General features: G+C 72.2%; 9 protein-coding genes. 7 read left to right on the top strand and 2 right to left on the bottom strand.

Annotated features, from left to right (window positions below):
* Positions 1-64: 64 nt before the first annotated feature.
* The 6 genes from ACPA54_RS18400 (at position 65) to ACPA54_RS18375 (ending at position 5,739) form a co-directional block, all read left to right on the top strand.
* Complete coding sequence (locus tag ACPA54_RS18400; RefSeq protein ID WP_423531078.1) at positions 65-1,288, top strand: DegT/DnrJ/EryC1/StrS family aminotransferase; 1,224 nt, start codon at positions 65-67, stop codon at positions 1,286-1,288.
* A gap of 157 nt (positions 1,289-1,445) precedes the next feature.
* The gene (locus tag ACPA54_RS18395; RefSeq protein ID WP_423531076.1) at positions 1,446-2,051 is read left to right on the top strand and encodes a dihydrofolate reductase family protein; all 606 of its coding nucleotides are present in this window, start codon (positions 1,446-1,448) and stop codon (positions 2,049-2,051) included.
* 115 nt (positions 2,052-2,166) lie between these two features.
* On the top strand, positions 2,167-2,844 hold the full coding sequence (locus ACPA54_RS18390; protein WP_423531075.1) for a hypothetical protein: 678 nt from the start codon (positions 2,167-2,169) through the stop codon (positions 2,842-2,844).
* Positions 2,845-2,962: 118 nt separating this feature from the next.
* Positions 2,963-4,369, top strand: a complete 1,407-nt coding sequence (locus ACPA54_RS18385; protein ID WP_423531073.1) for a TerD family protein — start codon at positions 2,963-2,965, stop codon at positions 4,367-4,369.
* 321 nt (positions 4,370-4,690) lie between these two features.
* The gene (locus tag ACPA54_RS18380) at positions 4,691-5,143 is read left to right on the top strand and encodes an HIT family protein (protein ID WP_423531071.1); all 453 of its coding nucleotides are present in this window, start codon (positions 4,691-4,693) and stop codon (positions 5,141-5,143) included.
* Between the two features lie 23 nt (positions 5,144-5,166).
* On the top strand, positions 5,167-5,739 hold the full coding sequence (locus ACPA54_RS18375; protein ID WP_423531069.1) for a PadR family transcriptional regulator: 573 nt from the start codon (positions 5,167-5,169) through the stop codon (positions 5,737-5,739).
* A gap of 34 nt (positions 5,740-5,773) precedes the next feature.
* On the opposite strand, the gene ACPA54_RS18370 is transcribed toward ACPA54_RS18375, so the two are convergent.
* Both ACPA54_RS18370 and ACPA54_RS18365 read right to left on the bottom strand, forming a co-directional pair.
* Positions 5,774-7,681: a flavin-containing monooxygenase gene (locus ACPA54_RS18370; RefSeq protein ID WP_423531067.1), complete on the bottom strand. Its 1,908-nt coding sequence runs from the start codon at positions 7,679-7,681 to the stop codon at positions 5,774-5,776.
* A gap of 114 nt (positions 7,682-7,795) precedes the next feature.
* Positions 7,796-8,785 (bottom strand): tellurite resistance/C4-dicarboxylate transporter family protein, encoded by a 990-nt coding sequence (locus ACPA54_RS18365; protein ID WP_423531065.1) that lies wholly within the window; start codon positions 8,783-8,785, stop codon positions 7,796-7,798.
* Between the two features lie 208 nt (positions 8,786-8,993).
* On the opposite strand from ACPA54_RS18365, the gene ACPA54_RS18360 reads away from it, so the two are divergent.
* Complete coding sequence (locus tag ACPA54_RS18360; protein WP_423531296.1) at positions 8,994-12,629, top strand: nitrate reductase subunit alpha; 3,636 nt, start codon at positions 8,994-8,996, stop codon at positions 12,627-12,629.
* The last annotated feature ends 3 nt before the right edge of the window (positions 12,630-12,632 follow it).

Genomic DNA, 12,632 nt, shown 5'->3' with positions numbered 1-12,632 from the left:
GCGGCGCGGCGGTACGGCCGCGCGCCCGGGCCGCACACGACTACCGTCCCGCGGAAGGACCCCCATGCCGGAGAACACCACGCCTGCCCCCGACGACAAGCGCGTGCTCTACATCTCCGCCGTCTACGACGAGGCCGAGATCGAAGCGGTCACCCGTGTCCTGCGCAGCGGGAAACTCGGCATCGGCGCGAACGTCGCCGAGATGGAGCGCCGGGTGGCGGAGATGACCGGCAAGCGGCACGGGATCATGTGCAACTCCGGTTCGTCCGCGCTGTATTTGGCGGTCGAGCTGCTGGACCTGCAGCCGGGTGACGAGGTGATCACCTCGCCGCTGACGTTCTCCACGGACGTTGCGCCGATCGTGCGCGCGGGTGCGGTGCCGGTGTTCGTCGATGTCGAGCCGGACACGTTCAACGTGGACGTGTCGCTGTTGGAAGCGGCGGTGTCGGACAAGACGAAGGCGATCCTGCTGCCGAACCTGGTCGGCAACGCGCCGGACTGGGACGTGATCCGCGAGGTCGCGGACCGGCACGGCCTCAAGGTCGTCGAGGACGGCTGCGACTCGCTGGCGCCCAAGCTGCGCGGCACGCCGACCGCGACGCGTGCGGACATCTCGGTGACCAGTTTCGCGCTGTCGCACATCATCACCGCGGGCGGCACCGGCGGCATGGTCCTGCTCGACGACGACGGACTGCGCGAGCGCTGCCTGCTGCTGCGCCGCTGGGGGCGCCGCTCGGAGACGCAGGTGTTCGGCGGCGGAGGCGAGCGCAGCTTCTGGGAGGACCTGGACGGGGTCGCCTACGACAGCGGCTTCATCTTCGACGAGCTGGGCTGGAACTTCGAGCCCAACGAGATCAGCGCCGCGTTCGGCGTCGAACAACTCAAGAAGGTGCCGGTGAACTTCGCCCGCCGGCAGCGCAACTTCGCGCTCTACAGCGACTTCCTCGCGCAGTACCCGCAGTACTTCATCCTGCCGCGCCAGCTTGCGGACCTGGAGACCGCGTGGCACACCTACACCTTCCAGATCCACCCCGACGCCCCGTTCACCCGCGCCGACCTCCAGCAGTACCTGGAGCCGCGCGGCGTCGACACCCGCACCGTGTGGACGGGCAACATCACCCGCCACCCCATGCTGAAGAACCGCGCCTTCCGCATCGCCGACGGCGGACTGCCCAACGCCGACCAGGTCATGCGCCAGGGCATCCTCGTCTCCGGCAACCACGGACTCGGCGACGCGGACATCGCCCGCGTCACCGGCCACATCGCCGACTTCCTCAAGACACTGTGACGAAGTAAGCGCTGTGACGGTGTGACGGTGTTACGGCCGCGGGTAATCCGCGGCGGCGACACGCCGCCGCGGATTACCGCGCCTCCCGCCGATGAGTTTCCGGCCCCGGCAGAGTCTGAATCTGCGACAGCACGCACCGGACGCCGGAGGACCCGCCATGCGCAAGATCACCGCCAGCCTGTTCATCGCCCTCGACGGCGTCGTGGAAGCGCCCGACCAATGGCACTTCCCGTACTTCAGCGACGACATGGGCGCGACCGTCGCCGCGTCGATGGACCGGGCGGACACCATGCTCTTCGGCCGGGAGACGTACGACAGCTTCGCGGGCGCCTGGCCGGTCCGGGAAGCGGCCGGCGGCGAGGACGCGGGCTTCGCGAAGACGATCGGCGACATGCGCAAGATCGTGCTCTCGCACCGGCCGCTCACCTTCACGTGGCGCAACTCCGAGCAGCTGCAAGGCGACTTCGTGGAGGCCGTGACCGCGCTGAAGAACGAGCCGGGCGGCGAAATCGCCCTCAGCGGCTCGGTGTCGGTCGTCCGCCAGCTCCTCGCCGCCGGGCTGCTCGACGAACTGCACCTGCTGGTTCACCCGATCGCGGTACGCAAGGGCATGCGGCTGTTCGACGACGGCGACGCGCCGATCCCGCTCGCGCTGGCCTCGTCGACCGTGCTGGACAAGGGTGTTGTGCACCTCGTCTACACGCCGTCCGCACCGGCGCCGGAAGCCGGTTACGAAGAAGCCAAGCAGCACCTGCCGCAGTAACCCGTCGCGGAATCCCGGTCGGCGCCCACCCCGGCTTCACCCTCTAGGGTGATCCGTGCGGGCACGGCGACGAGCCCCGGGACGACCGGTTCCACACACAGCGGGGAGGCGCACGGTGCTCGCGGACCTTCGGCTCGAGGCGGGGGGCGGGCTGCGGGCCCGCAGGGGAGCGTCCGACCGGGAGGCGGCGCGGCTGCCCGCGGGGGCGTCACGCGACCCCGTGGTGCAGTACCGGGCGCGCGGCGGCCGCACGCACGACGAAATCGCCTTCCTGGAGATCGAACGCCGCGACGGCATGCAGAAGTCGGGCTGGCGCCACGTCGTCGTGTGGGCCGATGCGGCGCGCACGACGGCGCTCGCCGTCGTCGAGACCGAAGCGGCCGAGGGCACCCACGCCGTCTACCGCATCGTGGACGGCAACGGCGCGCCGCTCGCCCGGGTGACCCGCCGTCAGGGCGGCGTCCTCCGGATGCGGCGCACGTCGTGGCTGGCCGAGACGCCCGACGGCACGACGCTCCGCGCGGTCAAGGGCGGCGTGTTCGGGTGGATCATGTTCTGGTTGTTCTCGCCGCTGTGGGCCGCCTTGTTCGCCGCCGCGCTGCTCGGCGGGGACGTGTGGCGGATGCCCGTGAACACGATCTGGCGCCGGAACGGCGCACCGGTCCTGCACCTCACCTCGGCGGAGTCGACCTGGCAGGACTTCGCGGTACGGGCCGACTGGGCCGACGGCCGCCTCGCCGTCGCGCTGGTGGCGCTTCAGCACACCCATCTGCCCTGGCGCGACCGGCTCTAGACCCGGCCCGACCCGGGCAGCGCGGCTCAGGCGGGGAACCGCCGCCTTGTGCCGTTCGTCCCCAATCCGAGAGGGCGGACGTCGGGGGACGCCGCGGCTACGAGGGGTGGACACGACAATGCCGGAGCAGCTCGCCAAGGGCGCGAACCATCCGCTGGGCGCGGCTTCCGTGGTGGTCGAACTGGCCACGGCCGCGGCGGTCGACGTGTCCGCGCTGCTCCTCGACGCGTCCGGATCGGTGCGCTCCGACGCCGACTTCGTGTTCTACAACCAGCCGTCGGCACCCGGCGTGACGTTCCGCCCGGGCGCGCCGAGGGCGGCCGCGTCGGTACGGGTCGACACCGCGGGGGTGCCCGCGGACATCGTCCGGGTGGTCGTGGTGGCGAGCCTCGACGGGAACGGCCCGACGACGTTCGGCGCGGCCGGGGCGGTCCAGGCCTCGGTACGCGACGCCGCGTCCGGCACCGACCTGGTCGCGTTCGCCCCGCCCGGCCTCGGCACCGAGACCGCGCTGCTGCTCCTGGAGATCTACCGGCGCGGCGACGCCTGGAAGGTCCGCGCGGTGGGCCAGGGCTACGCCAACGGCCTGGCGGGCATCGCCACCGACTTCGGCGTGGCGGTGGACGAGGAGGACGAACCGGGCCCGGCAGCGGCCCCGCAGACCGCCGGGGCACCGACGCCCGCTCCGGCCGCGCCGCTCGCGGCCGCGCCGCGGACGCCGTCGGTGGCCGTGTCGCCGAGCCCGTCGACTCCCCCGGCGGCCCCGGCGCCTCCGCCCGCGGCTTTCCCGCCGGTCCCTGGCGCCGCGCCCGCGGCTTTCCCGCCGGTCCCGAGTGCCCCGGGCACCCTTGGCGCGCCGCCGAGTGCGCCCCCGGCCGCGTTCCCCCCGATGCACGCGCCCCCGACCGCACCCGTCGGGCCCCCACCCGCCGCCTCCCCCGCACCGGTCAACCTCGACAAGGGCCGGGTCACCCTCACGAAGAACCAGTCCGTCTCGCTGGTGAAGTCCGGTGCGCCGCCGCTGACCTGCGTGCGGATGGGGCTCGGCTGGGACCCCGCAAAGCGCGGCATGCGGGTCGACCTGGACGCCTCGTGCATCGCGTTCGACATGCACGGGGGCAAGCTCGACACCGTGTGGTTCGGCAGCCTCACCGGCCTCGACCGGGCGATCGTGCACTCCGGCGACAACCTCACCGGACGCGGCGAAGGCGACGACGAGGTCATCAAGGTCCACCTGGACCGGCTGCCGCCGCAGGTCGCCGCGCTGGTGTTCACCGTGAACTCGTTCTCCGGCCAGAAGTTCACCAATGTCTCCCGCGCCTTCTGCCGCCTGGTCGACGACCGCGACAACACCGAACTCGTCCGCTTCGAACTCGCCGAATCCGAGCCGACCACCGGCCTGTTGATGTGCAAGCTCACCCGCAGCGGCGATACCTGGACGATGACCGCCCTCGGCGAGTTCGGCAAGGGCCGCACCGTCCGCGCCATGGTCAAACCGGCCCGCGAGGCCCTCCTCCGCGGCTGACGCTCTTCGGCTACGCCGGCGGACCGGTGTCAGGCGAGGCCTGCGGGGTTCGGCACGGGTTTGTTCGTGTCCAATCGGGTGAGGGCGATCGCGGCGATGGCGTCAGGCGTCAGAAGGGCCCAGGCTCGGTTGCCGAAACGGCGGCGCCTCGGCATCCCGGTATGTGGCCGGGCCGACGTCCTGGACCGGAGCTTCGGACACTGCCGCACCGCGGCCGCTGTGCCAGCCGACGGCTCAGCGGCGCTTCACGATCTGGTTGTGGCACAGGCCTCCTCGCGGAACTCGGCGGTGGCGCACCGGACACGGCCTAGCATCGGCGTCATGGGCGTTCCCGAAGGGTGTTTCACCTGCCGTCAGGAAGCCCGGGGTGTCGAAGCCGCGCCCTGGGAGGCGATCGCCGGTGACCGGTATTGGCGTGTCGCGCATGCGGTCGGGGCGGGCATGGTCGGGTGGCTGGTCCTGGTGCCGCGGCGGCATGTCACCACGATTGCCGAGTTGACGGATGACGAGGCGGCGGCGCTGGGTTCGTGGCAGGTGCGGCTGTCGCGGGCGCTGCAGGAGGCCACCGGCTGTGTGAAGACCTACGTGGCGCAGTTCGCCGAGGCGGAGGGCTACGCGCACGTGCACTTCCACGTCGTGCCGCGGCCGCCCGGGCTCGACGCCGAGCAGCGCGGGCCGGGGATCTTCGCGGCGGCGTTGGGGCAGAGCCCCGGTGTGCCGGAGGCCGAGATGGACGCACTGGCGCTGCGGCTCCGTGTGCTGCTCGGCGGCTGACGGCGGGTGTCTACGCTGGGCGGGTGTCTGCCGCACGTAACGCCTGGTTGCCGACGTCGACCTACTCGATCCTCGGGCTGCTGTCGTACGCCCCCGAGCTGTCGGGCTTCGAGGTCAAGAAGTGGGCCGATCTGAGCCTGCGGTTCTTCTACGCGAGCCCGGCGACCAGCCAGATCTACCGGGAGTTGGAGAAGCTGGAGGCCGCCGGTCTGGCCGCGTCGCGGGTGGTGCCGGGCGAATCGGCGCGCAGCAAGCGCGCGTATCGGATCACCGACACGGGTCGCGCCGAGTTGAAGCGGTGGGTGGAGGAAGCGCCGGTGGAGCCGCCGATGCTGCGCGACTCGATGGTGCTGCGGGCGTGGCTCGGGCACGTCGCCGATCCGGAGCGGCTGCGCGAGCTGCTGGCCGAGCACCGGCGCCGACTCGAGGAAGCCCTGGAAGGGTTGCGCCGGTTGGAGGAATCCTCGGCGGTCGATCCGCACTTCGCGTTCCCCGAGCTGATCGCCCGGTGGGGCGAGCACCAGACCGCCGCCGCGATCGACGGTGTCGACCTGCTGGTGGAGGGGGTCGCGCGGATCGCCGACGCCGAGTCCTGAGCCGTCGTCGCGCCGACAGGACGACGCGGGCGCGTCAGCCGAGCACGTGCGCGGCCGGGTCCGGCTTCCGCAGCATGTGCCAGTAGTCGACGAGCCGCCACGGGTTGGTGACGACCACGCGCCCCGCGGCATTGCGGTAGTAGCTGCGCACCGATGGGTGGCTCCAGACCAGGCCCGCCATCGTGGCGTCGACGTCGTCGGCATAGGCGGCGTGGGCTTCCTCGGTGGGTTCGAGGGTGCGGAGGCCGCGTTCGCGGAGCAGGTCGAGGCAGGCCAGCACGTAGTGGATCTGGACTTCGGACACGAAGTTGTTGCCGGCGCCGTGCCCGGGGCTGGAGTTGGGGCCGGACAGGACGAACAGGTTCGGGAACCCCGGCACCGTGACGCCGAGATGGGCGCGCGGGTCTTCGTCGCCCCAGACGTCGGCGAGGGCGGTGCCGCCGCGTCCGGTGACCGTGACGGAGCGGAGCATCGGCAGCAGGTGGAAGCCGGTGGCGAGGATCAGGACGTCGGCCTCGGTGAAGGCGCCGTCGGCGGTGCGGATGCCTTCGGGGACGATGCGGTCGATCGGCTCGGTGCACAGGTCGACGTGGTCGCGGCGCAGCATGCGGTACCAGTCGGCGTCGCGGAGGATCCGCTTGCCGAAGGGCGGGTAGGCGGGGATGGCCTTGGCGAGCAGGTCGGGACGGTCGGCGAGTTCGGCTTGCGCGTAGGCGACGAGGATCTGCCGGAGCTTGTCGCTCGCCGCGGAGATCGCCGTGTCCGCGCCGCGCCAGTCCGGGTCGGCGGTGATGGTCGCATAGTTGGCGTCCGACGCGAACCAGTAGGTGATGGTGCGGAACCACTCGGCGTAGTACGGCACATGCCGCATCGCCCAGAGCGCGCCTTCCGGCACGGTGAGGTTGGCGGCGCGGCGGGGTTGGATCCACGCGGGCTGGCGTTGGAACACGGTGAGGGCGGCGACGTCGTCGACGATCGCGGGCGCGGTCTGCATCGCGCTGGCGCCGGTGCCGACGAGGGCGACGCGGCGCCCGGCGAGGTCGAGCCCGGGGTCCCAGGCGGCGGTGTGCACGACGGTGCCGGCGAAGTCGGCGAGGCCGGGGATGTCCGGGTACTTGGGGTCCTGGAAGAAACCGATGGCGCTGACCACGGCGTCGGCGTGGTCGCGGGAGACGGTGCCGTCGGCGTGCCGGGTGGTGAGGGTCCAGCGGCGGTCGGCTTCGTCCCACGTGCAGGACTCGACGTGGGTGGCGAAGGAGGTGTGCGCGCGTATGCCGTAGGCGTCGGCGCAGCGCCGCAGGTATTCGAGGACGACGTCGCCGCTGGAGTAGAACGCCGGCCAGTCGGGGTTGACCGCGAACGAGTAGGAGTAGAAGTGGCTCGGCGTGTCCACACCGACGCCCGGATATTGGTTGACGAGCCAGACGCCGCCGACGTCGGAGTTCCGCTCGTAGATCCGGTACGTGTGCCCGGCTTCGGCGAGCTTGACCGCTGCGGCGATCCCGGTGAGGCCCGCGCCGATGACGGCGACGTGGAAGCCGCCGTGCGCGGCGGGCGGGGTGGGAACGGCGTCGAGCGTGTCGAACCCGCACTGGTCGCGCAGGACGGGCAGGAACTCGGCGGCCACCGGCTCGCGGGCGAAGGTGGCGGCCATGGCCTGCATCAGGGCATCGGGCAGTGGGGCGCCGGCTTCGGCGGACGGAGGCTCGGTGAGCACCGCGGCGAGGCGGTCGCGCAGGGCCGCGGCCAGGTCGTCGTCCGCCGGGCCGGGTTCGCACACGGCCGCGAACACGGCGAGGGCGTCGGCGTCGCGGGTGAGGTGCACGAGGGCCATGAGCAGCGCCCGCGGGTCGGCCCCGGTGAGGCGCTCGGACACCTCGGCGGCGGTGCACCCGGCCAGGGGCAGATCGGCGGCCAGGGTTCGGGGGAAGAGGGGCGGCATGGCAGCCTCCGCGGGCGGGCTCAAGGAGCGACGACGAGAAGTTCCCATTGGGAACATCTGGATGGTGTCGGTTCGACCCGCAGAAGTAAAGACCCGCCCCCACGCCACCTCGCCCTACCCGAACCGCGCCCGCGCCGGCCCCGCCAACGACCGCACCAACCCGACCCCCACCAACGCCCACACCGGAAACGCGATCCACAGCAGAACCCGCCCCACCGTGTCCAGCCACGCCACATGCGCGGCCGCCGACACCAGCAGGCAAGCCGCCGCGGTCATGCCCAGCGGGAAGACCGTGGCCCAGCGGCGGATGTCGTAGCGCAGGCGCGGGTAGGCGATTTCGGCGACGGCCAGAACGATGTACCAGCCGAGCGCGACGCCGAGCACGACCAGCGTCGTGGTGCGCAGGATGTCGTGCGCGGTCCCCTTCCACACCGGCGACGCGACGAGTTTCGACCCCGCGACCGCCGAGATGGCGAGCGCGCCGCCTGCGACCCAGTGGTCACCCGCGCCGGTGCGGATCTGGCGGATGTCGAAGCGGGTGAGCACCACCGCATACAGCACGAGGCCCAGGGCGAACAGCACGAGCGCCGCCCACGCGAGCCACTCCCCCTCGCCCAGCAGCGCGAGTTGCCCGGCGAGCACGGCCAGGCCCTGGGTGGCGACGCAGACCAGGAAGACCGCCCCCGGCATGCGGTGGCCGAGGTGCCGCGCCACCCCGCCGAGCAGCATCGGCCACGCGAGCGCGGCGATGGCCAGCAGCGCGTAGGCGGTGTGCGTCCAGCCGAACAGCGCGAGCCGGGTGCCGAGCACGGTGGTGGCGGCGACGGCGGTGAGGGCGGGCGGGGTGTCGGCGGCGGTCTTCCAGCCGTGCGGGTCGCGGAACGCCCGGGTCACGAAGGCCGCGGCGAGGAGCAGCCACACCGCGATGTCGATCCCCATGAGGATCTTCGACAGCGTGTCGAACCCGGCGACGAACAGCCCGATCGAGACGATGCCCGTCGCCATCACGATCGACCCGGATGCGGGCGGCACCGCGGACCACCACGGCGCAGGCGGGGCGGCGTGCGGGGCGCTGTGGGCCGGGGTGGCGCTCTCGGCGGTCACCCGGCGATCATGCAGGACGTGCGTCGCGGCGCGGTGGAATTGCGGTGTTTGCCCGGAGTGTCGCCCAACCCCCACACCGAATTGCCGTTTGTATGACTACACGTACCAGTAGTGTCGGCGCGCGAACGGCCCCGCAACGGGACGCGCCGCCGAGCCGATCGCCCGGGAGGCAGCGGTGCCGCAGGACGTACCGACGGAGCCGGACGCGATGCTGCTGCGCACCGGCCGGTTCCTGCGGCGCGGCGCGCAGACCGCGGCGGACCTGCACAGCGTGCGGGTGACCGGCGGCCGCGAGGGCGACGTCTTCTACCGCGACCGGTGGAGCCACGACAAGGTCGTGTACTCGACGCACGGCGTCAACTGCACGGGCTCCTGCCGCTGGAAGGTGTACGTCAAGGACGGCATCATCACGTGGGAGACCCAGGGCACCGACTACCCGTCGGTGGGCCCGGACCGCCCCGAGTACGAGCCGCGCGGCTGCCCGCGCGGCGCCGCGTTCTCCTGGTACACCTACTCCCCCACCCGGGTGCGCTACCCGTACGCCCGCCGCGTCCTCATCGACATGTACCGCGAGGCGAAGACGCGCCTCGGCGACCCGGTGGACGCGTGGGCCGACATCCAGGACGACCCCGAGCGCCGCCGCCGCTACCAACGCGCCCGAGGCAAGGGCGGGTTGGTGCGGGTCTCGTGGGACGAGGCGGTCGAGATCATCGCCGCCGCGCACGTGCACACGATCAAGAAGTACGGCCCGGACCGGATCGCGGGCTTCTCGCCGATCCCCGCGATGTCGATGGTGTCGCACGCCTCCGGCGCCCGGTTCATGTCGCTGATCGGCGCGCCGATGCTGTCGTTCTACGACTGGTACGCCGACCTCCCGGTCGCGTCGCCGCAGGTTTTCGGTGACCAGACGGACGTCCCCGAGTCGGGCGACTGGTGGGATGCCGCGTACCTGATGATGTGGGGCTCGAACGTCCCGGTGACCCGCACACCCGACGCGCATTGGATGGCCGAGGCGCGCTACCGCGGCCAGAAAGTCGTCGTGGTGTCGCCGGACTACGCGGACAACACGAAGTTCGCCGACGAGTGGCTGCACCCCCATCCGGGCACCGACGGCGCGCTGGCGCTGGGCATGGGGCATGTGCTGCTCAAGGAGTTCTTCGTCGACCGGCAGGTGCCGTTCTTCGCCGACTACGTGCGGACGTACACCGACCTGCCGTTCCTGGTGACGCTGCGGGAGAAGGACGGCGCGTACGTCCCCGACAAGTTCCTCCGCGCGAGCGACCTCGGCGACACCGGGGAGGGCGCCGAGTGGAAGACCGCGGTGTGGGACGAGGCCGCGGACGCGCCCGCCGTGCCCGGCGGTTCCCTCGGCTTCCGGTGGACCGAGTCCGGCAAGGGCGCCTGGAACCTGGACCTCGGGGCGATCCGGCCGCGGCTGTCCCTGCACGGGGCCGGCAACGCGGCCGAGGTGCTGCTGCCGCGCTTCGACGGCACCGGCGACCCGGTCGTGCGGCGCGGCGTGCCGGTCGCGGAGGCCGGCGGCCGCCTGGTGACGACGGTGTTCGACCTGCTCCTCGCGCAGTACGGCGTGGCCCGCCCGCATCTGCCCGGGGACTGGCCGGCGTCGTACGAGGACGCCGACGCGCCCGGCACGCCCGCCTGGCAGGAGCAGCTCACCTCCGTCCCCGCCGCCAAGTGCGTGCGCATCGCCCGCGAGTTCGCCCGTACCGCGGAGGAGACGCGCGGCCGCTGCATGATCCTCATGGGCGCGGGCACGAACCACTGGTTCCACTCCGAGACGATCTACCGGGCGTTCCTCGCGCTGCTCACCCTGACCGGCTGCCAGGGCCGCAACGGCGGCGGCTGGGCGCACTACGTCGGGCAGGAGAAGTGCCGTCCGGCGACCGGTTGGGCGACGCTCGCCGGGGCGACGGACTGGCAGCGGCCGCCGCGCCAGATGATCGGCACCGGGTTCTTCTTCCTCAACTCCGACCAGTGGCGGTACGACAAGTTCCCGGCCGACGTGCTGGCCTCGCCGCTGGGCGAGGGCCGGTTCGCGGAGATGACGGTCGCGGACTGCGTGGCGCAGTCGGCGCGGTCGGGGTGGATGCCGTCGTATCCGACGTTCGACCGCAACCCGCTCGACCTCGCCGACGAGGCGGCCGGGACGGGCGTGGACCCGGTGCCGTACACGGCGGGCGAACTGGCCGCCGGGCGGCTGGGGTTCGCGTGCGAGGACCCGGACGCGCCGGAGAACTGGCCGCGGGTGCTGACGCTGTGGCGGGCGAACCTGCTGGGTTCGTCGGCGAAGGGCGCCGAGTACTTCGCCAAGCACCTGCTGGGCACACACCACAGCCTGCGCGCCGAGGAGGCGCCCCCGGACGCCCGGCCGCGCGACGTCGTCTGGCGGGACGAAGCCCCGGAAGGCAAGCTCGACCTGTTGCTGTCGCTGGACTTCCGCATGACGTCGTCGACACTGCTGTCGGACATCACGCTGCCTGCCGCGACCTGGTACGAGAAGCACGACCTGTCGACCACCGACATGCACCCGTTCGTGCACGCGTTCACTCCCGCGGTGGATCCGCCGTGGCAGGCCCGCACCGACTTCGACGCGTTCCACGCGATCGCCGCCCGGTTCTCCGAACTGGCGGCCGACCACCTGGGCGTGCGTACCGACATCGTGGCCACCCCGTTGCAGCACGACACGCCCGGCGAGACCGGGCAGCCGGGCGGGGTCGCGCTGGACTGGCGGCGCGGCGAATGCCCGCCGATCCCGGGCAAGACGATGCCGACGCTGACCGTGGTGGCACGCGACTACCCGGCGGTCGCCGCGAAGATGGCGGCGCTCGGCCCGCTCGTGGAGACGAAGGGCCTGTCCGCCAAGGGCCTCACCCTGCTGCCCGACCGGGAAGTCGAGCTGCTCAAGGCCGGCAACGGCACGGCCCGCGGCGGCCCCGCCGACGGGCGGCCGCTGCTGGACACGGCGGTCAAGGCCTGCGACACGATCCTCGCGCTGTCCGGAACGACCAACGGCCGCCTCGCCGTGCAGGGCTTCGCCGCACTGTCGGAGCGGGTGGGGCGGGACCTGACGCCGCTCGCGGCGGAGAACGAGGGCAAGCGGGTCACCTACGCGGACACGCAGGCCGCGCCGGTGCCGGTCGTCACGTCTCCGGAGTGGTCGGGCAGCGAGACCGGCGGCCGCCGCTACAGTCCGTTCACCGTCAACGTCGAGCACCTCAAGCCCTGGCACACCCTCACCGGGCGCCAGCACTTCTTCCTCGACCACGACTGGATGCACGAACTCGGCGAGGCGCTGCCGGTGTACCGGCCGCCGCTGGACATGCACCGGCTGTTCGGCGAACCGCGGCTCGGGCCCGACGGGCAACGCGAAGTGACCGTCCGCTATTTGACCCCGCACAACAAGTGGTCGATCCACTCCGAGTACCAGGACAACCTGTTCATGCTCGCGCTGTCGCGCGGCGGCCAGGTCATCTGGATGGCGCCGCAGGACGCCGCCGCGATCGGCGTGCGCGACAACGACTGGGTCGAGGCGGTCAACCGCAACGGAGTGGTCGCGGCGCGTGCGATCGTGTCGCACCGCATGCCGGCGGGGACCGTCTACATGCACCACGCGCAGGACCGCACGGTCGCCACCCCCAAGGCGGAGACGACCGGCAAGCGCGGCGGCATCCACAACTCGCTGACCCGGATCCTGCTGAAGCCGACCCATTTGATCGGCGGCTACGCGCAACTGTCGTTCGCGTTCAACTACCTCGGCCCCACCGGCAACCAGCGCGACGAAGTCACCGTCGTCCGCCGCCGCACCCGGAAGGTGGAGTACTGACCC

The organism is Uniformispora flossi (assembly GCF_049534875.1).
Taxonomy (GTDB): domain Bacteria; phylum Actinomycetota; class Actinomycetes; order Streptomycetales; family Streptomycetaceae; genus Yinghuangia; species Yinghuangia aomiensis.
Note: the sequence above shows the minus strand (reverse complement) of the source record. Positions and strands in the feature narration are given on the sequence as shown.